The sequence below is a fragment of the Pseudomonas sp. JBR1 genome, from assembly GCF_028198185.1.
Classification (GTDB): domain Bacteria; phylum Pseudomonadota; class Gammaproteobacteria; order Pseudomonadales; family Pseudomonadaceae; genus Chryseomonas; species Chryseomonas oryzihabitans_E.
In genome coordinates this window covers 4,916,534-4,939,341 of the sequence record NZ_CP116340.1, presented here as the reverse complement: position 1 = coordinate 4,939,341, position 22,808 = coordinate 4,916,534, and the positions used below count along the sequence as shown (strand labels likewise).

Genomic DNA, 22,808 nt, shown 5'->3' with positions numbered 1-22,808 from the left:
TAATCATCCGTCTTCCAGGAGCTTTCTCGCATGTCGCTACTTCAGCACTCTGCAGTTCTGCGCGGCATCCGCGCAGCCATCACGGCGATCAACGCCCCGCAACAGGCGATCGGACCAGAACTGCTTCAAGGGCCTGCAGCGATTCGCGAATTGGGCCAGGCCCTGCAGCCTCTGCTCAAGCAGCAGCAGGATCAGCAAGTCCAGATGCAGGAGCTGCAACAGGATATCCAGGACCTGACCGCCCGACTGGCAAACCGCGAGGCCGAGGTGCAGTTGCTGAAGACGCGCTTCGATCTGGTCAACCGGGCGTCCAGCGAAGGGCTCTGGGACATGGAAGTGGTGGCCGGCGATCCGGTCAACCCGCGCAATGCCTTCTGGTGGTCGGATCAGTTCCGTGCCCTGCTGGGCTTTCGCAATGAGTCTGACTTTCCCAACGAATTGGGCAGCTGGGCCAGCCGCCTGCATCCCGAGGACAGCCAGCCGACGCTGGATGCCTTCGCCCGGCACCTCAACGACCGCAGTGGCCGTACGCCCTACGACGTCGAGTACCGGGTCGCCACCAAGAGCGGCGAGTACCGCTGGTTTCGCGCCAGTGGCGAAACCCTGCGCGATGGCCAGGGCACACCACTACGGGTGGCAGGCTCGCTGCGCGACATCCATGACCAGCGCATGAAGGATGAAGAGCTCGACGTCACCCTGACCCGCTTCGATCTGTCGCGGGAAATGCTCAACGACGGCATCTGGGACATGGCGGTGATCGCTGGCGATCCAGTCAATCCCAAGAACCCCTTCTGGTGGTCACCGCAATTCCGCCGCCTGCTGGGCTTCGAGACCGTGGAAGAATTTCCGGACGTCCTGGACAGCTGGGCCTCGCGCCTGCACCCCGAAGACAAGCAGCGCAGCATCGATGCCTTTGGCGCCCACCTCAATGATCGCAGCGGCCAGACGCCGTTCGACATCACCTACCGGCTCAAGCTCAAGAACGGCGAATACCGCTGGTTCAGGGCCCGTGGCCAGACACGTCGTACCGCCAACGGCATGCCCGTGCGGGTGGTAGGCGCCCTGACCGACATCCATGCCAGCTACGAGCAGGAAGCGCTCCGCGAGCAGCAGCAGGCCCAGCATCAGTCGATGGAGGAAAACCTGTTCAAGCTGACCGAGATCGTGTCCTCCATTCAGGGCATCGCCGCGCAGACCAACCTGCTCGCGCTCAACGCCGCCATCGAGGCGGCCCGCGCTGGCGAGGCCGGCCGTGGCTTCGCGGTGGTCGCCGACGAGGTACGCAAGCTGGCCACCCGGACCGCCGAGGCCACCCAGCACGCGGCCGACATGATCAAGCGCTGATCGACGGGTTACGGCCACCCACCAGGGTGGTCGTGATTCCGCGCCCAGGGCAGCCTATGCTGGAGGCTTCAACGCGAATCCGGCTCCGCTGGCGGTCAAGCGAACGGATCTGATCCTGGTGTGGTCACGCCAGGCTACGGTCGTCGTCCGACCTGCTATCATGCGCGCCGTTTTTCCGATCAGACCGGCGCGCACGAGGCATCCCATGCTGGAACGACTCTTCCAACTCAAGGCCCACAACACCTCTGTCCGCACCGAACTGCTGGCGGGAGTCACCACCTTCCTGGCCATGGCCTACATCCTGTTCGTCAACCCGAGCATTCTCGGCGCGACCGGCATGGACAAGGGCGCGGTCTTCGTCGCCACCTGCCTGGCCGCGGCCATCGGCTCGGCGATCATGGGGCTGATCGCCAACTACCCCATCGCCCTCGCCCCAGGCATGGGCCTCAACGCCTTCTTCACCTACACCGTGGTGCTGCACATGGGGCACACCTGGCAGGCGGCGCTGGGCGCGGTGTTTCTCTCGGCGCTGATGTTCTTCCTGCTGTCGATCTTTCGCATCCGCGAGTGGATCATCAACAACATCCCCCTGGCCCTGCGCTCCGGCATCGCCGCCGGTATCGGCCTGTTCCTGGCGCTGATCGCCCTGCAGAACGCCGGCATCGTGGTCGATAACCCGGCCACCCTGGTGGGTCTCGGCGATCTGGCCAAGCCCGGCCCCATCCTTGCCGTGCTCGGCTTCTTCCTGATCATCGCCCTGGAAGCCCGTCGCATCACCGGCGCGGTGCTGATCGGCATCCTGGCGGTCACCGCCATCGCCATCGCCATGGGCGTCACCCCCTTCGGCGGCGTGGTGTCCATGCCGCCGTCGCTGGCGCCGACCTTCCTGCAGCTGGACATCAAGGGCGCCCTGGACATCGGCCTGGTCAGCGTGATCTTCGCCTTCCTGTTCGTCGACCTGTTCGACAACTCCGGCACCCTGATCGGCGTGGCCAAGCGCGCCGGCCTGATGGGCAAGGACGGCCACCTGCCAAAGATGGGCCGCGCCCTGATCGCCGACAGCTCCGCCGCCATGTTCGGCTCGCTGCTGGGTACCTCCACCACCACCAGCTACATCGAGTCCGCCGCGGGTGTCTCCGCCGGTGGCCGCACCGGCCTCACCGCCGTGGTGGTCGCGGTCCTGTTCCTGCTGGCGCTGTTCTTCGCCCCCCTGGCGGGCAGCGTGCCGGCCTTCGCCACCGCACCGGCGCTGTTCTTCATCGCCGTGCTGATGACCTCCGGCCTGGCCGAAATCGACTGGGAAGACCTGACCACCGCCGCCCCGGTACTGGTCACTGCCCTGGCCATGCCGCTGACCTACTCGATCGCCAACGGCATCGCCTTCGGCTTCATCGCCTGGACCGCCATCAAGCTGCTGTCCGGCCGCACCCGCGAGCTGAATTCGGCGCTGATCATCCTGTCGATCCTGTTCGTCATCAAGCTGGGCTGGTTCAACGCCTGACCCCTCCCCTCGGGGCTTCGGCCCCGAGGTTCCCCGCCTCATCGCCTCTCCGGATTCGCCCATGTCCCAGCCCTCCTTCGTCCCCGCCGACTACCAGGTCCAACTCGACGCCAAGGCCACCCGCCTGCGCGAGCTGCTGGCGCCCTTCCAGGCTCCCGAACCGGAGGTCTTCGCCTCGCCGCTGCAGCACTACCGCCTGCGCGCCGAATTCCGCCTATGGCGGGAGAGCGAAGAACGCCACTACGCCATGTTCGCCCCGGGCGACAAGCACACGCCGATCTTCATCGAAGACTTTCCCATCGCCAGCCAGCGCATCAATGACCTGATGCCACGCCTCAAGGCCGGTTGGCAGGCGGACGTAGCCCTGTCGTTCAAGCTGTTCCAGGTGGAATTCCTCACTACCCTAAGCGGCGATGCACTGATCACCCTGGCCTACCACCGCCCCCTGGACGCCGCCTGGCAGGCTGCCGCCGAGCGCCTGGCCGCCGACCTCGGCGTCAGCCTGATCGGTCGTTCCCGCGGCCAGCGCCTGGTGATCGGTCGCGATCATGTGATCGAAGAACTGGAGGTGGCCGGGAAGACCTACCGCTATCTGCAACCTGAGGGCGGCTTCACCCAGCCCAATGGCACGGTCAATCAGAAGATGCTCACCTGGGCCCATACCGCCTTGGGCGAGCGTGACGACGATTTGCTGGAGCTCTATTGCGGCAACGGCAACTTCACCCTGCCGCTGGCCAGCCGGGTGCGCCGGGTGCTGGCCACCGAGGTGAGCAAGACCTCGGTCAACGCCGCGCTGCACAACCTGGCCAGCAATGGCGTGGACAATATCGCCCTGGTTCGCCTCTCCGCCGAGGAACTGACCCAGGCGCTCAACGAGGTCCGGCCCTTCCGCCGCCTGGCCGGCGTGGATCTCAAGAGCTACCAGTTCGGCACCGTCTTCGTCGACCCGCCCCGCGCTGGCATGGACCGGGACACCTGCGAACTGACCCGCCGCTTCGAGCGCATCCTCTACATCTCCTGCAACCCGGAAACCCTGGCCGAGAACATCGCCCAGTTGCACGACACCCACCGCATCACCCGCTGCGCCCTGTTCGACCAGTTCCCCTGGACGCACCATATGGAGAGTGGGGTGCTGCTGGAGCGGCGTTGAGGCACCCACGTGGAAAAGGCTGCGCCGTTTTCCACCCTACGCTGGGTCCAAGCGCCCCCTCTCCATCAGGGAGAGGGTTGGGGTGAGGGAACCGCTACCCCGTAGGTTGGGCTGAGACGGCTCCATCGTCGAAGCCCAATAGGTCCGAGCAGTGTTGGGCTTCGCTATGCTCAACCCAACCTACGAAAACGCAGCGATGGCTCTGGAAGCCCCTTCTTCCTTAGGGAGAAGGCTGGGGAGAGGGAAGTTTCAAAGGCTCAACGTGGCGACAATTAGCGCTAAAGAACGCATGCTGAGCCTTCCGATCAGTCAGGATCGATCATGGCGCCCAGCAAACCCTCTTTCGTGCGACCGCTGCCCTGCACTCAGTCAGGCATTGAGGCGATGGTGGCCGATACGTCCTGCACCTTCGCCCGTCATACCCATGACGACTTCGGTATCGGCCTGATCCACCGTGGCGCGCAGAAATCCCTGAGCGGTCGAGGACTGGTCGAGGCCGGTCCAGGGGATGTCATCACGGTGAATCCCGGCGAGGTACACGACGGAGCGCCCCTGGATGAAACCGGCCGCGCCTGGCGCATGCTCTACCTGCATCCCAGCCTGGTCGCCGACATGGGACAGGACATTCTCGGGCATGTCCGCCAAGTGGAGTTCAGCCAACCGCGTCTTGCCGATAGACGCCTGTCACAGAGCTTCGCCAACGCCTTCATCGCTACGGTGAACCCAGTCAGTGAGGCCAGCTCCTTGGCATGGGAACAAAACCTCATCCTGTTGCTGAGCGGCTTGCTCCAGCCTAGACCAGCAGAACGCTGCGTCATTCCAGCCAGTATTGCACGGGCTCGAGAGCAGCTCGATGACGCTCCGCTGATGGCACACACCCTCGCCGAATTGGCTGACGCCACAGGGCTGAGCCGCTACCAGTTGCTTCGCGCCTTCACCAGAGCCACCGGACTTACACCCCACGCCTATCTCATCCAACGCCGACTTCAGCAGGCGCGCCGTCTGATCGCAAGTGGACTGTCGCTGGTCGAGAGCGCTGCAGCTACGGGCTTCGCCGACCAGAGCCATCTCACTCGTCTGTTCAAGCGTACCTACGGCTACACGCCTGGCGCCTACGCCAAGGCGGCAGCCCGCCTGCAATTTCGTTCAAGACGCTGAATGCCAACGCCGGCCAGGCTAAGACCCTGTTCTCCTGACAGGTATCAGCCGTGTACGCACTCAAAGATTATCCCCTGGCCTCGCGCCAGACCACTACAGACATCGACCGTGGTGGCTGGGTAGCCGTGATAGGCCAGGCGTTTTCTGAGGCGAGTCAGCAGCCATGACACTCGACTTCTTACTGACTACCTTCATCGTGGTCGCGTCGCCAGGGACAGGCGCCCTGCTGACGATAGCGGTCGGCACCACCTATGGACGCCGCGCCGCGCTGTTGGCCGCCGCAGGTTGTACCCTCGGAATCCTGCCTCACCTGCTGCTGACCCTTTGTGGCCTGACAGCGCTGCTACAAGCCCGACCGCTAGTGCTGGAGGGCCTGCGCTATCTGGGAGTGACCTATCTGCTCTACCTGGCCTATCGGCAGATCCGCAATGCCAGCGCCTGGAGCACGGGCGCTACCTATCCCAACGGGGATCGACAGATCATCCGGCAAGCCGTTCTGCTGAACCTGTTCAACCCCAAGTTGACCCTGTTCTTTCTTGCCTATCTGCCGCAATTCCTGGATCGGCAATCCGCCGCGCCGCTCACCCAGGTGCTGCTTCTGTCCGGTGTCTTCATGGGTATGACGTGGGTGGTATTCACCCTGTACGGCCTGCTTGCGGCGCAGATGAGGAAGCGCCTGGTTGCCAGCCCGCGCCTGGCGCAAGGCCTGAGTATCGGTTTCGCCTGCGCCTTTTTCAGCATGGCCATTCGCCTGTTGTGGACGAGCCTATAAGGGGATCCGAGGCGTAGCCCTGTTGGGCTTCGCTACGCTCAGCCCAACCTACGAGTACCGCGCGTGGAAAAGGCTGCGCCGTTTTCCTCCCTACCTGGGTCCAAGCGCCCCCTCTCCCTTAGGGAGAGGGTTGGGGTGAGGGAACCGCTACCTCGTAGGTTGGGCTGAGACGGCTCCATCGTCGAAGCCCAACAGGCAGGACCACCCCCCGTTGGGCTTCGCTGCGCTCAGCCCAACCTACGAGTACCGCGCGTGGAAAAGACTGCGCCGCTTTCCACCCTACGCTGGGCCCAAGCGCACCCTCTTCCTCGAGGAGAGGGTTGGGGTGAAAGGACCGCTAACTCGTAGGTTGGGCTGAGACGGCTCTATCGTCGAAGCCCACAGGCCAGACACCCTTGTTGGGCTTCGCTGCGCTCAACCCAACCTACGAAAAACGCAGCGGTGGGTCTGGACGCCCCCTCTCCCTCGGGGAGAGGGTTGGGGTGAGGGTCGCCCTACTCGTGGAACTCCGCCACTGTCTCGCGACGGCCATAGAGGAAGGCGTCGGCCACGTGGCGGAGCGGTGCCACGTCCACGTCGGAGCGGTTCTGGGCGACCAGTTCGGCGAAGCGGGCATAGAGGCCGGCGTATTCCTGGTCGGGGCCTTGGTGGGTCAGTTGGCCGTCCAGGTACAGTTCGCTGCCGCCTTTGCTCAGGGTCAGGCGACCGGCCTCGGTGTCGACGTGGATGTCCCAGGTCTGGGGTCCGGTCTGCAGGAAGTCGAAGTCGGCGGCGATGGGTACGCCGGCGCTGTCGACGAAGGCCAGTTGCGCGGCCACCGGGGTCTGGCAGTTGCCGGGTACCTGTAGCGCAGCCTCCTTGAGAAAGAATGGCCGTGGCAGGATGGCGGTGACGATGGACAGGGCATTGATGCCCGGATCGAAGACGCCCATGCCGCCCGGTTCCCAGATCCAGGCCTGACCGGGATGCCAGACGCGCACGTCTTCCTTCCATTCGATGCGCACCGCCTGGATGCGCTTGCCTTCCAGCCATTCGCGGGCCGGCTGCACGCCCTGGGCGTAGCGGGAATGCCAGGTGGCGAACAGCGAAAGACCCGCCGCCTCGGCCTGACGGGTCAGGGCTTCCACTTCACTCAGAGTCGCCCCCGGGGGCTTTTCCAGCATCACGTGCTTGCCGGCGGCCAGGGCCTCGCGCGCCTGTTCGTAGCGCACCGCCGCTGGCGCGCAGAGGGACACGGCGTCGATGGACGGGCCGTCTTCGAGCAGGGCGCTCAGGCTGGGATAGTGGGCGACGCCGTCGAGCTGGGCGTTGCGGCTGGCCACGGCGACCAGCTCGTATTTAGGATTGGCGGCGAGCGCCGGCAGGTGCTGGTCACGGGCGATCTTGCCCAAACCGACGATGGCTATTCTTATCATGATCGTCCTCGGTAGACGGTGGAAGTCCGCCGTCTAGGATCGGGTAATCATCACACCAAAGCAACAGCTTCGCGGTCGGCCTGCAGGCTCTCGCGCAACTCCAGCCAGCTGTGCAGATTGGCGCCCTCGCGGCCCTTGCGCCACATCAGCCAGGTAGTGGCCTGGGCGAAGCGCGCCTGGATCGCGTGGCGCTGCACCCGCTCGCGGCCAGGCAGGCTGTCGAGCATGGATTCCGGCATCAGCGCCACTCCACCAGTGATCACGCAGGCCAGCATGCTGTGGTAGGACTCGATCTCCATCACCGGCCCGCTGGGCACCCCCGCCGCCGCGTACCAGGTATCCAGGTAGCGGCGATAGGAGCAGCCGGCGCGAAAGCCGAACACCGGGCGCCCCGCCACGTCGGCCGGCGAGCGTACCGGTCCAAGCTCCAATCCGGTGATCAGCACCAGCCGCTCCTCGAACCAGGGCTGACCTTCCAGCGCCGCATCGGGCGCCGGGCCGTCCACCAGGGCGGCGTCCAGACGGCCGGCCAGCAGCCCCTCCACCAGTTCGCCACTGGGGCCACTGTGCACCTGCAGATTCACCTTGGGATAGCGCTGGTGATAGCGCGCCAGCAGGCCGGGCAGATGGATGGCTGCAGTACTGAACATGGAACCGAGCACGAAGGTGCCGGCCGGCTCGCTACCCTGCACCGCGCTGCGTGCCTCGTCGGCCAGGGCGAACAGGCGGTGGGCGTAGTCCAGCAGGCGATGGCCAGCGGCGGTCAGGTGCAGCCGCTGGCGCTCGCGCAGGAACAGCTCAACGCCCAGTTTGTCTTCCAGCTGGCGCAAGCGCGTGGAGAGATTGGACGGCACCCGATTGAGTCGCTCGGCGGCCTTCACCAGGGAACCTTCCTCGGCCACCGCCTGGAAGATGCGTAGCTCTGCGAACTCCATGGATCACCACCTTTCTCTTTAGCTGAACATCTATTTCTCTATTATTCGTTTTTATTGATCAACTTCAAGGCCTAGGCTGTCCACATCCACTTGCTTCCGGAGCCTTTTCGATGACCGCCACCACCCGCCTGCTGGCCTGCCTGCTGGCCCTGGCCACCGCCATGGGCATCGGCCGCTTCGCCCTCACCCCCGCCCTGCCCCATCTCATCGCCGAAGGCCAGATCGATCTCACCGGCGCCAGTCTGCTGGCCGCGGCCAACTACCTGGGCTATCTGCTCGGGGCCCTGGACGCCCTCTTCGCCCGTCGCACCCACGCGCGCCTGGTCGGTGGCCTCTGGCTCTGCGCCGGCCTGACCCTGGCGTCGCTGCTTGCCGATGGCCTGGCCGCCCAGGCGCTGCTGCGCTTCGGCACCGGCCTCGCCAGTGCCTGGGTGCTGGTGATGGTGACCGGTCTGAGCCAGCCCCTGGCCGCCGAAGCCGGACGGCCGCGGCTCGGCGCCCTGGTCTTTACCGGTCCCGGGGTGGGTATCCTCATCAGCGGTCTGATGGCCCTGGTCAGCAATCGCCTGGGTGGCGATTCCAACCAGCTGTGGCTGAGCTACGGCCTGCTCGCCAGCGTCGCGACCCTGGCGCTGCTGCCCCTGCTGCCGCGGCGTGGTCCCGTCACCCCGCTGCCTACCACCGCCGCGGCGCCGGCCAAGCGCTCGCCCGCCTTCAACCGGCTGATCCTGGCCTATGGCCTGGTGGGCGTCGGCTACATCCTGCCGGCCACCTTCCTGTCGCAGATGGCCGCCAGCCGCTTTCATGGCCAGTGGCAGGCCGACCTGTTCTGGCCGGGATACGGTCTGGCCGCCGCGCTGGGCGTGGTGCTGGTCAGCCTGAGACGCCCGGGCACCGATACCCGCCGCTGGTTGATCGCGACCCTCTGGTTGCAGGCTACGGGCGTCGTGCTCTGTCTGCTGCCGGGCAGTCTGGCGCTGTTCCTGGGCGTGCTGCTCTGTGGTGGCCCCTTCCTCGCCTGCATGCAGCTGGTGATGCAATACGGTCGCGAGCTGGCGCCGGCCACGCCGCAACGCAACGCCGGGGTGCTGACCGCCAGCTTCGCCAGCGGCCAGCTGCTCGGCCCGTTGCTGGGCGCGGTGAGCAGTCACTATGCCGGCAACCTGCAACCGGCGCTGGTGATCGCCGCCCTGGGCCTGCTCTTCGCTGGTCTGCAATTGCGCAGTGCCCGGGCGTCCCTGCAACGCTGCATCGCCTGAATCGTTTCCGCTGCGGCTATTCGTCACAGAAGTAAAACGGGGTCGCACCTTGTTTTGAAATGTTTCGCCGTTCCTGAGTACAGTGGCCGCTGCGCCTCATAGAGGAGGCGCCTCAGGCGCTCGCCACCCACCCTACAAGGAACACAACACTCATGATGAAGGCCTCCGATCTGGTCGTTCGCTGCTTGGAAAACGAGGGTGTGGAATACATCTTCGGCATTCCCGGCGAAGAGAACCTGGACCTGCTGGAATCCCTGCGTCGCTCCTCGCAGATCAAGCTGATCCTGACTCGCCACGAGCAGTCCGCCGGCTTCATGGCCGCCACCTACGGCCGCTTCACCGGCAAGACCGGTGTCTGCCTTTCCACCCTCGGTCCAGGGGCCACCAACCTGGTCACCGCCGGCGCCTACGCCTACCTGGGCGGCATGCCGATGCTGATGCTGACCGGCCAGAAGCCGATCAAGAAATCCAAGCAGGGGCGTTTCCAGATTCTCGACGTGTGCCGTATGATGGCGCCGCTCACCAAGTACACCCACCAGTTCGCCTCCGCCGACAACATCCCGTCGCGCATCCGCGAGGCCTTCCGCCTCGCCGAGGAAGAAAAGCCCGGCTCCGTGCACCTGGAACTGCCGGAAGACATCGCCGACGAGCACACCGAGAGCCTGCCGGTACCGCCGAGCCTGAGCCGTCGTCCGGTCGCCGAAGCCAAGGCCATCGCCGCCGCCGTCTCCAAGCTGGAGAACGCCCGCAGCCCGGTACTGGTGCTGGGCGCCGGCACCAACCGCAAGATGACCGCGCGGGTGCTGCGTCAGCTGATCGAGAAGACCGGCATCCCCTTCGTCACCACCCAGCTGGGCAAGGGCGTGGTCGACGAGCGCCATCCGCGCTTCCTGGGCAACGCCGCCCTTTCCGCCGGTGACTTCGTGCACCGCGCCCTGGAGTCCGCCGACCTCATCGTCAACATCGGCCACGATGTGATCGAGAAGCCGCCGTTCTTCATGACCCGAGGCGGCACTGAGGTCATCCACATCAACTTCCGCTCCGCCGAAGTCGATCCGGTGTACTTCCCCCAGGTCGAGGTGGTCGGCGACATCGCCAACGCCATCTGGGAGATCAAGGAGCGCATCGAGGTCCAGCCCACCTGGGACTTCGACCGCCTGCTGACCATCCGCGAAGCCAACGAGGCCCATGTCGCCGAAGGCGCTACCGACGACCGCTTCCCGGTCTATCCGCAGCGCCTGGTGGCCGATCTGCGTAACGTGCTGCCGTCCGACGGCATCGTCGCCCTGGACAACGGCATCTACAAGATCTGGTTCGCCCGCAACTACAAGGCCTACATGCCCAACACGGTGCTGCTGGACAACGCCCTGGCCACCATGGGCGCGGGCCTGCCGTCGGCCATGGCCGCACGTCTGGTCTACCCCAATACCCCCATCGTGGCGGTATGCGGTGACGGTGGCTTCATGATGAACAGCCAGGAACTGGAAACCGCGGTGCGCCTGAAGATGAACCTAGTGGTCATCATCCTGCGCGACGACGGCTACGGCATGATCCGCTGGAAGCAGGCGCAGATGGGCTTCGAGGACTTCGGCCTGGACTACGGCAACCCGGACTTCGTCCGCTACGCCGAAAGCTACGGCGCCAACGGCCATCGCGTGGAAAGCGCCGCAGCCTTCGCGCCGCTGGTGCGGCACTGCCTGGACACCCCCGGCGTCCACGTCATCGACTGCCCGGTGGACTACTCCGAGAACGACCGCATCCTGCACCAGGACATCAAGGAGCGCAGCGCAGCGGTGTGATCGGGTAGCCTAGCCCCATGGGGAACGCCCCGGCCGTGAGGTCGGGGCGTTTTTGCTTGGTGGTGTCTTGCGCCAGCTTTGCACTACCGGAGCTACAGCTGCGTCGGATTCGGCGCGTCCCCATACACCTGCTCCGGATCGAAGGTCTTGCCCGACTGGGTGAAGACGAGTCCGATGCCCTGCTCAGGCTGGCGACCGACCGGCACGCGCCGATAGAAGCAGGAGCGATAGCCCACGTGGCAGCTGGCACCGGAACCCGCCACGGTCACCCGGAGCCAGACCACATCCTGATCGTCGTCGATACGCAACTCCTCCACCTCCTGAACCAGACCGCTGCTGGCCCTCTTGCACCAGAGCATCTGCCGCGCGCGACTCCAATAGTGCGCCCGCCCGGTCTGCAGGGTCTTTTCCAAGGCCTCGCGGTTCATGTAGCCCAGCATCAGCACCTCACCCGTTCGGGCGTCCGTGGTGACGCAGGCTAGCAGCCCGGCTTCGTCGAATCGGGGCGCCAGCCCCTGGCCTTCCTCCACCTGTTCGATGGAGCAGCGAGGGGCGAAAGTGCGGGTTTCCAAGGTGTCGGGACTAGAAATAGAAGCGGTCATCGGATTTTCCTCCTGTAGGTCGATCGGCGTCCAAGGCGTGAACGATGGATTCCTGCATCGCCTTCGCACCCCGGCCAAAGCGATCCTGATAGGCCTTGGGGGTGACGCCGAGGTGGCGGCGGAAAACCCTACGCAAGTGATCGTCCGAGCCGAATCCGCAGCGCCGGGCCACCTGTTTCAGCGGCGCCTTGCCGTCTTCCAGCAACCGACGCGCCAGCTCGATGCGGCCGCGCTCGACGAAGACGGCGGGAGAACAACCGGTCTCGCGCCGAAATACCCGGCCGAGGTTGCGTGGGCTCATAGCCGCTCGAGTGCTCAACTCGCTGATCCCCAAGGGCTGATCCAGGTTGCGCAGGATCCATTCCTGGAGCTGCCGCACGCCGGTGTGCCGGGTCATCTGGCTGTGCAGGTACTGGCTGAATTGCGCTTGCCCGCCTGGGCGCTTGAGATAGACCACCAGGTCGCGCGCCACCGCCAGGGCCACATCCAGCCCCAGGTCCCGCTCGACCAGCGCCAGACTCAGGTCCAGCGCCGCCGTGACGCCCGCCGAGGTCCAGACATGGCCCGCCTGCAGGAAAATCGCATCCTCGACCACTTCGATGCGGGGATACCGCCGGGCCAGCTGGCTCGACAGGCGCCAATGCGTGGTGGCGCGCTGGCCATCGAGCACTCCTGCCTCGGCCAGGAAAAAAGCCCCCGAGCACAGGCCCACCAACGTCGCCGGCCGCCGGGCCATGCGCCGGCTCCATTCGATCAGCCCGGGCTGATCGGCCAGGGCCCGGTCGATGTCGCGCGCGCCGACGATCAGCGCCAGGTCCGCCTCCAGCGTCAGCCCATGACGGGCCTCCAGAACGATCTGGGTATCCGACAGGATCATGCCCGGCACGGGTGCACAGAGGCGCAACGCGTAGGCGGCCGGCAGACCGGCCTCCAGCAACCTCGTATTGGCGTATTCGAAGACACTGACCGCACCGACCGCTTCAAGCGCCTTGAACCCGGGATAAATGACGATATCGACGCACTGCGCGCTGGCGCTTTTCTGAGTCTGCATATGCCTGGCAGAAAGGCCCTGGCAAGCGAAGGAAACGGCCAGTTTGCCGTCGTTCCACGCCAAGTCCCCTTTTTGCGCTAGCCCCTCCACAGGAACGCCGTTAGGCTGACTAATGTTACATTATAACATTATAGGAAAGACCCATGAAGACACGTGCTGCCATCGCCTGGGCGCCCAATCAGCCGCTCGAATTCGAGGAAGTGGATCTGGAAGGTCCAAAGGACGGTGAAGTGCTGGTGCGCATCGTCACCACCAGCCTCTGCCATACCGACGTTTTCACCCTGTCGGGACGCGATCCCGAAGGCAGGTTTCCCTGCATCCTGGGCCACGAAGGCTGCGGCATCGTCGAAGAAGTGGGACGCGGCGTGACCTCCGTGAACCCGGGCGATCATGTGATCCCCCTCTATACCCCCGAGGACCCCAACTGCCCCTATATCAAGTCCGGCAAGACCAATCTCAGCCAGAGCATTCGCAAGACCCAGGGCGAGGGCCTGATGCCCGATGGCACCAGCCGCTTTTCCTACAAGGGCCGGACCCTCTTCCACTACATGGGCACCAGCACCTTCAGCGAATACACGGTGCTGCCGGAAATCGCCGTGGCCAAGATCAGTCGTGACGCGCCACTGGCCAAGGCGTCGATCATGGGTTGCGCCATACCCACCGGCATCGGCGCGGTGCGCAACACGGCCAAGGTCCGCCCCGGCGATACCGTGGCCGTGTTCGGCCTGGGCGCCGTCGGCATGGCGGTGATCCAGGGCGCGGTGCTGCAGGGTGCCGGCCGCATCATTGGTATCGATGTGAACCCGGCCAAGTTCGCCCTGGCGCGGTCACTAGGCGCGCACGACTGCCTTGACCCCAACGCCTTCAAGGAGCCCATCGAACAGGTCATCGTCGAGATGACCAACGGCGGAGTGGACTTCTCCTTCGAATGCGTCGGCAACGTCAGGCTGATGCGCGCGGCGCTGGAGTGCTGCCACAAGGGCTGGGGCGAAAGTGTCATCATCGGTGTGGCCGGCGCGGGAGAGGAGATCGCCACCCGCCCCTTCCAGCTGGTGACGGGCCGGGTCTGGCGAGGGTCCGCTTTCGGTGGCGTCCTGGGTCGTACCGGGCTGCCGCAGATGGTGGATGAATGGCTGCGTGGCGAGATCAACGTCGACCCCTATATCACCCACAACATGGGCCATGAAGCCCTCAATGTCGCCTTCGATCTCCTCAAGCGAGGCGAAGCGATCCGTTCGGTCTTGCACTACCGCGAACAGGACACCCTCAGCCATGACCTGCCGGGCGTGATCGTGGACCGTCACGGCAAGACCCTCGCTACCCCTTGAGCCGAGCAGGCCTGAGGGCCATCTTCGGGTAGCGCTGCTGCAGCTACTTGGATAGACAGAGAAATGCCCCAGCCATAAGGTCGGGGCATTTTTGTATGCAGCGCGCATGACTGATGCAGCCAGGCCAGCGACGGGCAGGACAGATCCCAGCTATCCACTCGACGACCGCGTAAGCAGCGAAGGGCACCTGGATCCCTAACGTTCAAAAAAGCGGTGACTGGCGGACAGATGTGCGCTGTTCCAACAGCCATATAGTCAAGCTATTAAGCGTGGAAGCCCTATCAAACCGATAAGATATGACGTAGGACAACTTAAGCAATCGCCGACCATCCTACTAACTAGGCAGCCTATCGCCTGGATTCGAATATTCCGGCGATTCGCGTTCTATTAAGGGCCCATTAAGAATCGCAGTAATCGATGCACGCTGTGCGCTCTATCCTCCCTGCGGCGCGCGTCGCCCGGCGAGGGGTCCGACGTGACCGGCAACAGCACAGTGCCTTGATAGCGACTCTTTCAGGCCAATCCGTGGTTACCCGCATTCAATGCCAAGCGCCCCCTTCGCGCCGACCGGTCCTGCCGGTGGGCTGACGAATTCTAGAGGCTGCCGTAACCCTGAAGCACGAGGTGCCGGCCCCACGCCGCCGCCGTCCCACGCTCCGCTATCCAGGTAGCCCCCATGCAGCAAAATGGCTGGAATGTACTAAGCAATCTCACCGTCAGGGCCAAGCTGGCCCTGGGCTTCACCCTGCTCATCGGCATGATCCTGCTGGTGGCCTATACCGGCTGGTCGGCCACCGATACCTTACGGGACCGCAGCGAACGCATGAACGACATCGCCGGTTACAGCACCGTGGCCCGCGACATGCGTATCGAGCGGCTGGTGTACTTCGTCAAGGCCGACGATGCCCAGGCCGCCAAATGGCTCGCCGCGCTGGAAAAGACCGAAGGCCAGCTGCACGGCATCATGCCGTCCTTCAACGCACCAGTGAACAAGACCCTGCTGGACGAGGCTGACACCACACTCAAGCGCTATCGCGACTACTACAACCAGGCGGTCGCGGCGACGCGCGAGCGCGAAGCCGCCCGCAAGATGGCGTCCGCTTCGGCCGAGGCAGCCAATACCCATATGCTCTCCCTTTCTGAAGCGGCCAACACCGAGGCCGGTCGTCCAACCGATCGCCAGCAACTGGCCACTCTCTTCGTCGCCATGCAACGAATGCGGGTGGATTTCCGCAGTTATGCCACCGCTCCGAGCAAGGACAGCGAACAGGCCGCCCGTACCGCTATCGGCGTCGTGATCAACCAGGCCAAGGCCCTCGGTGCCACGGCCCTGCCGGCCGATACCGTGCAGAAGCTGCTCGGTGAAATCAACGGCTATCAGCAGCGACTCGACCAGTTGGTCGCCACCCAGGTACGCGTGGATGAGGCCCAGGCCGGCATCACCCGTACCATCACTACCCTGCTCTCCATCGCTGACAAGCTGACCGCGATCCAGCAGGAGTTCCGCGCCGCCGACGTGGCAGCTGCTCGCCAGCTGCTGCTGATCTGGCTGGCGGTCGCCATCGTGCTGGGCCTGGCCTGTGCCTGGCTGATCACCCGTTCCATCGTCAAACCCTTGCAGGACACCGTGGCGCTCGCCGAAATGGTCGCCAGCGGCGACTTCACCCATCAGCAGCAGGTCACCCGCAAGGATGAACTGGGCGCCCTGCAGACCAGCATGCAGCGCATGACCGGCAACTTGCGGCGTCTCATTGGCGAGGTGCGTGACGGTGTCGTCCAGGTAGCGAGCGCTGCCGAGCAGTTGTCGGCGGTCACCGAGCAGACCAGCGCTGGAGTGCAGTCGCAAAAGGTCGAGACCGACCAGATCGCCACCGCCATGCAGGAAATGACCGCCACCACCCACGAGGTGGCGCGCAATGCTGGCGAAGCGGCCAAGTCCGCGCTGGACGCCAGTCGCCAGGCCCAGCAAGGCGATCAATCGGTCAGCAAGGCAATCGACCAGATCGAGCTGCTGGCCCGGGAAATGGCGTCGACCAAGGCGGCCATGGCCACCCTCCGTGGCCACGCCGACAGCATTGGCGGCGTACTCGACGTAATCAAGGCGGTGGCCGAGCAGACCAACCTGCTGGCGCTCAATGCCGCCATCGAAGCCGCCCGTGCCGGCGAGGCGGGACGTGGCTTCGCCGTGGTCGCCGACGAGGTCCGCGGCCTGGCCCAGCGTACCCGCTCCTCGACGGACGAGATCGCCCAGCTCATCACCGGTCTGCACCAGAGCACCGACCGCATGGCGACGGTGCTCGACCATAACGTGCAGTTGACCGACAGCAGCGTCGGCCTGTCCCGCGAGGCGGGCGAGATGCTCAAGCGCATCACCCAGTCGGTGAAAGACATCGAGTCGATGAACGAACAGATAGCCTGCGCGGCCGAGCAGCAGAGTTCGGCCGGCGAAGAGATCAGCCGCAACGTCACCAACGTCCGCGACATCTCCGACCAGACCGCCGCCGCCAGCGAGGAGACGGCCTCGTCGAGCATGGAGCTCGCCCGTATCGGTGTGCGCCTGCAGGAGATGACGACACGCTTCAAGGTGTGATCCTCGCGGGCGCTCCTTCCCCTCACCCCGGTCCTCTCCCCAAGGGAGAGGGAGCGCCTGGGATGGACATCCAGCAGGAAGGAAAACGCGGCACAAAAGGTAGGCTGGGCTGAGCACAGCGAAGCCCAACATCAGTCAGGTGAAGGCTGGGCCGTTGGGCTTCGACGGTGAAGCCGTCTCAACCCAACCTACGGCTGGCTCTACCCGAGGGAGTAGGAAGCACCTGTCATGCCTGGCGTAGGGTGGAAAACGGCGCAGCCTTTTCCACGCTGGCACGAAGGTAGGTTGGGCTGAGCACAGCGAAGCCCAACGCCAGTTTAGGTGAAGGCTAGGCCTTTGGGCTTCGACGGTGAAGCCGTCTCAACCCAACCTACGGCGCCACGACTTCCCTCACCCCACCCTCGCCTCTTCCAGCAGCCAACGTTCGAAACTTGCGAGCGCGGTATCGATTTCCGTCGTGGGACGGGTGACCAGCACATAGCGTTCGCGCAGTTCCGGCAGGACCGGCCAGGGCGCCTGGAGCCGGCCGGCGACCAGGTCCTCCTCGATGTAGTGCTCAGGTACCAGGGCCATGCCAAAGCCGGCCTTGGCGGCCTCGATCAGCAGCGAGTAGCGATCATAGGTAGGACCAACCGCCTGGGCGCCCAGGGTTAACCCGGTGAGCGTGGCATAACGGGCCCAGCTGTGCGGACTCTCCAGCTTGTGCAGGAGCGGCAGGCTGGCCGGAGGATTGCCCGCCAGGCGCGGATGACAGACCGCGACCAGCTGCGTCTCGAACAACGGCTGCACCCGCAGAGCGTGCCAGACCGGATGGTCATAGTTGATCGCGGCGTGCAGTCCGCTGTCTTCCAGGGCGAAGGGCTGCGTCCGCTCGCGCAGATTGACCTCGATGTCCGGATGGCGCTCCTGGAAGCGCGCCAGCATCGGGATCAGCCAGCGACCCGCCAGGGTCGGGATGACGCCGATCTCCAGCGCGGTGGTGCCGCGGGCCTGGGCGATCAGTTGCCGCGTGTGGCGTTCGATGTCGGCAAGGGCCGTGCGCATGTGCGCGGCATAGCGGGCTCCGGCAGCGGAAAGCTCGACGCGATTGCCGATCCGCAGAAACAGCCTGACGCCCAATGCAGCCTCCAGCTTGGCGATCTGCCGGCTGATCGCGCCCTCGCTGAGCGACAGCTCCTGCGCCGCCTTGGCGAAGCTGAGATGGCGGGCGGCCGCCTCCAGGGCCACCAGCGCCGTAGTACTGGGCAGGCGTCTAGTCATCAGCGGTCATCCTTGGCAGCGGGGCGCCCCAGGATGACGCCTGGGCAAGCTGCCTTGCAAAAAAATCCGTAACGCTTGCCCGCCAGCACCTCCTAGCATGACCAGACGACACCAGGGAGGCAGTAGGAATGATGATGACGAGGACGTTCGCCTGGAACCGGATGGATCGGCTGCTGCTGGGCACGGGTCTGTTGATTCCGTTCTGGTTGACTATCGGCGTAGGGCTGACCGCCCTGGCGTATCCCGGTTACAGCCATGTCGATCATGCCCTGAGTCGGCTGGGGGCTGTCGATGCGCCCACGCAGGGATTTTCCGCCTGGCTCAATAACGTGCCTCTCGGCGTGCTCTTCGTGCTGGTCGCCCTGGGGCTGGCCAGACGTTTTCGCACGTCGCGCCTGGCCGGGTTGAGCGCGGCCCTGATCCTGCTCCACGGCCTGGCAAGCTTCGCCACCGGGCTGTTCCCTTGCGACCAGGGCTGCGCCCCGCTGCAGCCCTCCGTTTCCCAGCAGCTGCACAACCTGGCCGGCCTGGTGATGTTCCTGTCGCTGACCCTGGCGAGCGCGCTCTGGGCTTGGCTCGGCAAGCGGTTGCTGGCCTCGCCCGGCCTGGCGGTTTTCTCGGCGATCTGCACGATGCTGGCCCTGGTCACCGCGGGCATGATGGCGAGCGCGGTCGCCGACGGCCAAGGCTTCGGGCTCTACCAGCGCCTCAACTATGCCGTGGGCGTCGGCTGGCTCGCCGTCCTGAGCGGAATGGCCAGGCGCAGCCCAGGTGGCCAGCCGTAACCGACCAGCCGCCCGAAACCGCTCAGGCATGGACGGTCAGGGCGACGAGTCGGGCGACCACAGGCCGTACCAGCAACACACAGACGAAGGCGGACGGCATGGCCACCTGATAGGCACTCATCACATTCCTGAAGTAGTCGGCGTCGAAGCCGAACTCCGCCAGGGTGATCACCAGGCACATCAGCAGGGCCATGATGGTCGACATATAGAGGGCGAAGACATAGGGCGTCGCCCGCTTGGGAAAGCGGCGCTTGGTGGAAGTAGCAGGACTGATCGGATTCATCGGGTTGCCTCGGGTCAAGGAATCGAGGCCAAGCTTACAAGGGCGAATATCTGCCGGTAGCCTTCTCCGCCTTGGTTCACTATAAACAGAAATCAACGAATCCTTCGGCAGGGCCCCCATGGACATCCTGGGCTTGATCAGTACCTACATCAGGGTCGTGGAAGCGGGCAGCATCGCCGGCGCCGCCCGTGCTCAGGGCCTGAGCGCGGCCGCGGTGAGCCAGAGCATCGCTCGCCTGGAGGCACATCTGGGCGTACGGCTACTGTCGCGGACCACGCGCCGTCTCGCCATGACCGAAAGCGGCGCCCGCTATTTCGAGAAAGTCCGGCACATCCCCCAGGACGTCGAGGTTGCCGCCCACCTGGCGACCCTGGCCAGCGAGCCGCAGGGATCGCTGCGGATAGCCACCACCGCCGCCTTTGGCCGCCACCTGCTCGCGCCGCTGCTGCCGGCGTTCAAACAGACCTATCCGGGCATCGACATCGAATTGATCGGCAGCGACCGGCGCCTGGATCATCGCCTGGAACAGATCGATGTCAGCCTGAGGATCAAGGCGCAGCTGAGCGACAGCCTGGTCGCCCGCCGGATCGCTTCTCGTGCCTTTGTGTTCTGCGCCGCGCCCGCCTATCTCGAACAGGCCGGCACACCCCGCACCCCGGAAGAGCTGCAGCAGCACGCCTGTCTGCTGTTTCGCTATCCCACCGATGGACGCTATCTGCCCTGGCGCTTCGTGCGCGCGGGTCAGACCTTCGAGGCGGCCACCCGCCCTGGCTTCGTCTGCGACGACATCGACATGATCGCCCAGCTCGCCGTGAACGGGGGCGGCATCGCGCGCCTGGCGGACTTCGTCGCCCTGCCGCTGATCGAGCGGGGCCAGCTGGTATCGCTGTTCGACGCCCAGAGCCAAGACGCCACCGCTGCGCAGTCGGAGCCGATGGACATCTATGCCTGCGTTTCCGAGCGTTCCGCGCTGAGCGGCAAGGTTCGTGCCTTCATCGACTTTCTCGAACAGGCCCTGCAGCCTGATTCCTGACAGGCGAAGGCCCTGGCCGTCGTAGCGACCAGGGCCTCTTTCTCAGAGGCGCAGTACCAGGGTGGTGATGTCGGTGTGGTGCAGCAGGTGGGACGTCTGACTGCCCAGCAGCAAGCGCCGGGCGGCGGAATGGCGGTAGGCGCCCATCACCAGCAGGTCGGCCCGAGAGGCCTGGACCCGCTCGGGAATCACCTCGGCCGGATGCCCTGCCATGAGGTGGGTCGTCACCTCGCTGCCGCCGGTACGCAGGAGCTCCGCAGCGGCCTCCAGTTCGGCCACGCGCGCCGGCGTGGACTCACCGACCTGCAAGACCTCGCCCTGCAGCCCTGCCAGCAACCCGCTCCTGGCGACTTCCAGCAGTCCCTGATGGGTAGCCTCGCTACCATCGTAGGCGAGTAGAAAGCGCTGGGGTTCGCGGAAGTCGGCGGCGCACACCAGGATGGGCTTGTGCAGTGTTCGCACCACCGTTTCCAGCTGGCTACCGATACCGCGGCGACCGGCGTGCTCGCCGCGCTTGCCGATCACCAGCAGACTCATGTCCGCCTCCAGTTCGCGCAGGGTATCCACCAGGTAGTCGTGCCGCTGGAGCGTGGCAGGTGCCTTGACCAGCCCGCTGTCCTGCAACCGTTCCACGGCCCCGGCCAACAGGGCCGCGCCATCGGCACGCGCCAGACGCGCGCGCTGCTCGTCCAGCCGCGCCAGTTCCTCGAGCAGGTGCTCGCGCGAACCGAGGCCTATGGTGCCGCTGGCATCGGGGGCGGTGGGATAGAGGCTGCGCTCCAGGACATGCAGCAGGGTGAGGGGCAGCTCCAGCCGTTGTGCCAGCCAGGCGCCATGGTCGCAGACGCTGGCTGTCAGCGGCGAACCGTCGAGGCAGGCGATGATGTCTTTCATGGGTCTGTTCTCCCTCTCAGTGGCCCAGCAGCTGGCTGTCGGCCCCGGGTTTGTCGTGGATGCCAAAGCGGTCGACCAGGGTCGCGCTGGCCTGATCGAGGTCGAGGACCTGCACGGTTACGCCTTCCCGGCGATACCTGAGCACGACCTTGTCCAGGGCGGCGACGGCGGTGATGTCCCAGAACTGGGCCGCCCTGAGATCGATGCGGACCTCGTCCAGCACCTCCTTGAAATCGAAGGCCTCGATGAAGGCCGCGGTGGATGAGAAGAACACCTGGCCACGCACCTCGTAGACGCGAATGCCGGGCGCTTCCAGACGAGACGTCAGCGTCAGTTGGTGCCCCACCTTGTTGGCGAAGAACAGCGAAGCCAGCAGCACCCCGACCAGCACGCCGAGCGCCAGGTTGTGGGTGGCGACCACGACCACCACGGTGGCCACCATCACCAGGTTGGTGGAGAGCGGATGCCGCCGCAGATTGCGGATCGAATCCCAGCTGAAGGTGCCGATGGACACCATGATCATCACCGCCACCAGCGCCGCCATGGGAATCCGGGCGAGCCAGTCACCGAGAAACACCACCATCAGCAGCAGGAAGACGCCGGCACAGAGGGTGGACAGCCGGGTGCGCCCGCCGGATTTCATGTTGATCACCGACTGGCCGATCATGGCGCAGCCCGCCATGCCGCCCAGCAGGCCGGCGGCGATGTTGGCGATGCCCTGCCCTTTGCACTCGCGATTCTTGTCGCTGGGCGTATCGGTGATGTCGTCGACGATGGTGGCCGTCATCAGGGATTCCAGCAGCCCCACCACGGCCAGCGCCAGGGAATAGGGCAGGATGATCAGCAGGGTGTCGAGATTCAGCGGCACCTGGGGCCAGAGCAGCACCGGCAGGGTATCGGGCAGCTGTCCCATGTCACCCACCGTGCGGATGTCCAGCCCCAGGGCGAGGGAGACACCCGTCAGCACCAGGATGCACACCAGCGGCGAAGGTAGCAGTCTGCCCACCACCGGTAGCAGCGGGAACAGATAGATGATGCCCAGCCCCGCAGCGGTCATGGCGTAGACCTCCCAGCCGACATGGGTCAGCTCGGGCAACTGGGCCAGGAAGATCAGGATCGCCAGGGCGTTGACGAAGCCCGTCACCACGGAGCGGGACACGAAGCGCATCAGCGCGCCCAGACGCAGGTAGCCGGCGGCGATCTGCAGCACCCCGGTCAACAGGGTCGCGGCGAGCAGATACTGCAGGCCGTGCTCCTTGACCAGGGTCACCATCAGCAGCGCCATGGCGCCGGTAGCCGCCGAGATCATGCCGGGGCGACCGCCGACGAAGGCGATCACCACGGCGATGCAGAAGGAGGCGTAGAGCCCCACCTTGGGATCGAGTCCCGCGATGATGGAAAAGGCGATGGCTTCGGGGATCAGCGCCAGGGCGACGACCAATCCAGACAGCACATCGTTCTTCACATTGGAAAACCAATGTGTCTTGAGGGTATTCAACATAGACAACTCGCACCTGTGCCTGACCCGTCGAGCGAGTGGCAGACGCCGGATCAGGCGTGAATTCCAGGGTTGGCAGCCGCCACGCCGCGGGCGCGACAGGACGGCAGACGTCCTTGCGTCAGCAGCAAGGACGGGAGAGGTGCGAGCT

General features: G+C 65.2%; 19 protein-coding genes and 1 pseudogene. 12 read left to right on the top strand and 8 right to left on the bottom strand.

The window, feature by feature from the left end:
- Nucleotides 1-30: 30 nt before the first annotated feature.
- The 5 genes from PJ259_RS22750 to PJ259_RS22730 all read left to right on the top strand — a co-directional run bounded on the left by PJ259_RS22750 (nt 31) and on the right by PJ259_RS22730 (nt 5,925).
- A complete protein-coding gene (locus PJ259_RS22750; protein WP_271654272.1) occupies nt 31-1,344 on the top strand; it encodes a methyl-accepting chemotaxis protein in 1,314 nt (437 codons plus the stop codon).
- A 205-nt stretch (nt 1,345-1,549) separates the two neighbouring features.
- Nucleotides 1,550-2,845, top strand: coding sequence for an NCS2 family permease (locus PJ259_RS22745; protein ID WP_059314123.1), 1,296 nt, complete (start codon nt 1,550-1,552; stop codon nt 2,843-2,845).
- Between the two features lie 61 nt (nt 2,846-2,906).
- Complete coding sequence (gene trmA / locus PJ259_RS22740; protein ID WP_271654271.1) at nt 2,907-3,995, top strand: tRNA (uridine(54)-C5)-methyltransferase TrmA; 1,089 nt, start codon at nt 2,907-2,909, stop codon at nt 3,993-3,995.
- A 321-nt stretch (nt 3,996-4,316) separates the two neighbouring features.
- Nucleotides 4,317-5,153, top strand: coding sequence for a helix-turn-helix transcriptional regulator (locus PJ259_RS22735; RefSeq protein WP_271654270.1), 837 nt, complete (start codon nt 4,317-4,319; stop codon nt 5,151-5,153).
- A 163-nt stretch (nt 5,154-5,316) separates the two neighbouring features.
- Nucleotides 5,317-5,925 (top strand): LysE family translocator, encoded by a 609-nt coding sequence (locus PJ259_RS22730; RefSeq protein ID WP_271654269.1) that lies wholly within the window; start codon nt 5,317-5,319, stop codon nt 5,923-5,925.
- Between the two features lie 494 nt (nt 5,926-6,419).
- Here PJ259_RS22730 and PJ259_RS22725 read toward each other — a convergent pair whose 3' ends face one another.
- Both PJ259_RS22725 and ptrR read right to left on the bottom strand, forming a co-directional pair.
- The gene (locus tag PJ259_RS22725; protein ID WP_271654268.1) at nt 6,420-7,340 is read right to left on the bottom strand and encodes a Gfo/Idh/MocA family protein; all 921 of its coding nucleotides are present in this window, start codon (nt 7,338-7,340) and stop codon (nt 6,420-6,422) included.
- Nucleotides 7,341-7,390: 50 nt separating this feature from the next.
- Entirely contained in the window at nt 7,391-8,275 is an 885-nt protein-coding gene (gene ptrR, locus PJ259_RS22720) for a putrescine utilization regulator PtrR (RefSeq protein ID WP_271654267.1), read from the bottom strand.
- A 110-nt stretch (nt 8,276-8,385) separates the two neighbouring features.
- Here ptrR and PJ259_RS22715 point away from each other — a divergent pair, with 110 nt between their 5' ends.
- Both PJ259_RS22715 and PJ259_RS22710 read left to right on the top strand, forming a co-directional pair.
- The gene (locus PJ259_RS22715; protein ID WP_271654266.1) at nt 8,386-9,534 is read left to right on the top strand and encodes a YbfB/YjiJ family MFS transporter; all 1,149 of its coding nucleotides are present in this window, start codon (nt 8,386-8,388) and stop codon (nt 9,532-9,534) included.
- Nucleotides 9,535-9,686: 152 nt separating this feature from the next.
- On the top strand, nt 9,687-11,333 hold the full coding sequence (locus PJ259_RS22710) for an acetolactate synthase large subunit (protein ID WP_059314118.1): 1,647 nt from the start codon (nt 9,687-9,689) through the stop codon (nt 11,331-11,333).
- Between the two features lie 92 nt (nt 11,334-11,425).
- On the opposite strand, the gene hisI is transcribed toward PJ259_RS22710, so the two are convergent.
- Together hisI and PJ259_RS22700 are read right to left on the bottom strand one after the other, a co-directional pair.
- The gene (hisI, locus tag PJ259_RS22705; protein ID WP_271654265.1) at nt 11,426-11,935 is read right to left on the bottom strand and encodes a phosphoribosyl-AMP cyclohydrolase; all 510 of its coding nucleotides are present in this window, start codon (nt 11,933-11,935) and stop codon (nt 11,426-11,428) included.
- Nucleotides 11,916-13,049 (bottom strand): GlxA family transcriptional regulator, encoded by a 1,134-nt coding sequence (locus tag PJ259_RS22700; RefSeq protein WP_271654264.1) that lies wholly within the window; start codon nt 13,047-13,049, stop codon nt 11,916-11,918. The genes hisI and PJ259_RS22700 overlap by 20 nt, the downstream gene beginning before the upstream one ends.
- An 80-nt stretch (nt 13,050-13,129) precedes the next feature.
- Between PJ259_RS22700 and PJ259_RS22695 the strand changes: the two genes are divergently transcribed.
- The 3 genes and pseudogenes from PJ259_RS22695 to PJ259_RS23065 all read left to right on the top strand — a co-directional run bounded on the left by PJ259_RS22695 (nt 13,130) and on the right by PJ259_RS23065 (nt 16,904).
- Nucleotides 13,130-14,314, top strand: a complete 1,185-nt coding sequence (locus PJ259_RS22695) for an S-(hydroxymethyl)glutathione dehydrogenase/class III alcohol dehydrogenase (protein WP_271654263.1) — start codon at nt 13,130-13,132, stop codon at nt 14,312-14,314.
- A gap of 676 nt (nt 14,315-14,990) precedes the next feature.
- Nucleotides 14,991-16,046, top strand: a pseudogene (locus PJ259_RS23070) (methyl-accepting chemotaxis protein); the annotation flags it as partial.
- Nucleotides 16,032-16,904, top strand: coding sequence for a methyl-accepting chemotaxis protein (locus PJ259_RS23065; protein WP_442964906.1), 873 nt, complete (start codon nt 16,032-16,034; stop codon nt 16,902-16,904). The pseudogene PJ259_RS23070 and the gene PJ259_RS23065, both read left to right, overlap by 15 nt.
- A 390-nt stretch (nt 16,905-17,294) precedes the next feature.
- Here PJ259_RS23065 and PJ259_RS22685 read toward each other — a convergent pair whose 3' ends face one another.
- A complete protein-coding gene (locus PJ259_RS22685) occupies nt 17,295-18,164 on the bottom strand; it encodes a LysR substrate-binding domain-containing protein (RefSeq protein WP_271654261.1) in 870 nt (289 codons plus the stop codon).
- A 161-nt stretch (nt 18,165-18,325) separates the two neighbouring features.
- On the opposite strand from PJ259_RS22685, the gene PJ259_RS22680 reads away from it, so the two are divergent.
- On the top strand, nt 18,326-18,949 hold the full coding sequence (locus tag PJ259_RS22680) for a DUF998 domain-containing protein (RefSeq protein ID WP_271654260.1): 624 nt from the start codon (nt 18,326-18,328) through the stop codon (nt 18,947-18,949).
- Between the two features lie 22 nt (nt 18,950-18,971).
- Here PJ259_RS22680 and PJ259_RS22675 read toward each other — a convergent pair whose 3' ends face one another.
- The gene (locus PJ259_RS22675; protein ID WP_017638984.1) at nt 18,972-19,232 is read right to left on the bottom strand and encodes a DUF2798 domain-containing protein; all 261 of its coding nucleotides are present in this window, start codon (nt 19,230-19,232) and stop codon (nt 18,972-18,974) included.
- Between the two features lie 118 nt (nt 19,233-19,350).
- On the opposite strand from PJ259_RS22675, the gene PJ259_RS22670 reads away from it, so the two are divergent.
- Nucleotides 19,351-20,265, top strand: a complete 915-nt coding sequence (locus PJ259_RS22670; protein WP_271654259.1) for a LysR family transcriptional regulator — start codon at nt 19,351-19,353, stop codon at nt 20,263-20,265.
- A gap of 42 nt (nt 20,266-20,307) precedes the next feature.
- Here the strand turns inward: PJ259_RS22670 and PJ259_RS22665 are convergent, their stop codons facing one another.
- The gene (locus PJ259_RS22665) at nt 20,308-21,159 is read right to left on the bottom strand and encodes a universal stress protein (RefSeq protein WP_271654258.1); all 852 of its coding nucleotides are present in this window, start codon (nt 21,157-21,159) and stop codon (nt 20,308-20,310) included.
- 16 nt (nt 21,160-21,175) lie between these two features.
- Nucleotides 21,176-22,660 (bottom strand): SulP family inorganic anion transporter, encoded by a 1,485-nt coding sequence (locus PJ259_RS22660; RefSeq protein WP_271654257.1) that lies wholly within the window; start codon nt 22,658-22,660, stop codon nt 21,176-21,178.
- Between the last annotated feature and the right edge of the window lie 148 nt (nt 22,661-22,808).

Bases quoted from the DNA above. Each gene is read 5' to 3' on its own strand.
- PJ259_RS22685 (WP_271654261.1), bottom strand. From the start codon at position 18,164: ATGACTAGACGCCTGCCCAGTACTACGGCGCTGGTGGCCCTGGAGGCG.
- trmA (WP_271654271.1), top strand. From the start codon at position 2,907: ATGTCCCAGCCCTCCTTCGTCCCCGCCGACTACCAGGTCCAACTCGAC.
- PJ259_RS22730 (WP_271654269.1), top strand. From the start codon at position 5,317: ATGACACTCGACTTCTTACTGACTACCTTCATCGTGGTCGCGTCGCCA.
- PJ259_RS22670 (WP_271654259.1), top strand. From the start codon at position 19,351: ATGGACATCCTGGGCTTGATCAGTACCTACATCAGGGTCGTGGAAGCG.
- PJ259_RS22725 (WP_271654268.1), bottom strand. From the start codon at position 7,340: ATGATAAGAATAGCCATCGTCGGTTTGGGCAAGATCGCCCGTGACCAG.
- PJ259_RS22680 (WP_271654260.1), top strand. From the start codon at position 18,326: ATGGATCGGCTGCTGCTGGGCACGGGTCTGTTGATTCCGTTCTGGTTG.
- PJ259_RS22665 (WP_271654258.1), bottom strand. From the start codon at position 21,159: ATGAAAGACATCATCGCCTGCCTCGACGGTTCGCCGCTGACAGCCAGC.
- ptrR (WP_271654267.1), bottom strand. From the start codon at position 8,275: ATGGAGTTCGCAGAGCTACGCATCTTCCAGGCGGTGGCCGAGGAAGGT.
- PJ259_RS22660 (WP_271654257.1), bottom strand. From the start codon at position 22,660: ATGTTGAATACCCTCAAGACACATTGGTTTTCCAATGTGAAGAACGAT.
- PJ259_RS23065 (WP_442964906.1), top strand. From the start codon at position 16,032: ATGCAGCGCATGACCGGCAACTTGCGGCGTCTCATTGGCGAGGTGCGT.
- PJ259_RS22735 (WP_271654270.1), top strand. From the start codon at position 4,317: ATGGCGCCCAGCAAACCCTCTTTCGTGCGACCGCTGCCCTGCACTCAG.
- PJ259_RS22715 (WP_271654266.1), top strand. From the start codon at position 8,386: ATGACCGCCACCACCCGCCTGCTGGCCTGCCTGCTGGCCCTGGCCACC.
- PJ259_RS22695 (WP_271654263.1), top strand. From the start codon at position 13,130: ATGAAGACACGTGCTGCCATCGCCTGGGCGCCCAATCAGCCGCTCGAA.
- PJ259_RS22750 (WP_271654272.1), top strand. From the start codon at position 31: ATGTCGCTACTTCAGCACTCTGCAGTTCTGCGCGGCATCCGCGCAGCC.
- PJ259_RS22710 (WP_059314118.1), top strand. From the start codon at position 9,687: ATGATGAAGGCCTCCGATCTGGTCGTTCGCTGCTTGGAAAACGAGGGT.
- PJ259_RS22745 (WP_059314123.1), top strand. From the start codon at position 1,550: ATGCTGGAACGACTCTTCCAACTCAAGGCCCACAACACCTCTGTCCGC.
- PJ259_RS22675 (WP_017638984.1), bottom strand. From the start codon at position 19,232: ATGAATCCGATCAGTCCTGCTACTTCCACCAAGCGCCGCTTTCCCAAG.
- hisI (WP_271654265.1), bottom strand. From the start codon at position 11,935: ATGACCGCTTCTATTTCTAGTCCCGACACCTTGGAAACCCGCACTTTC.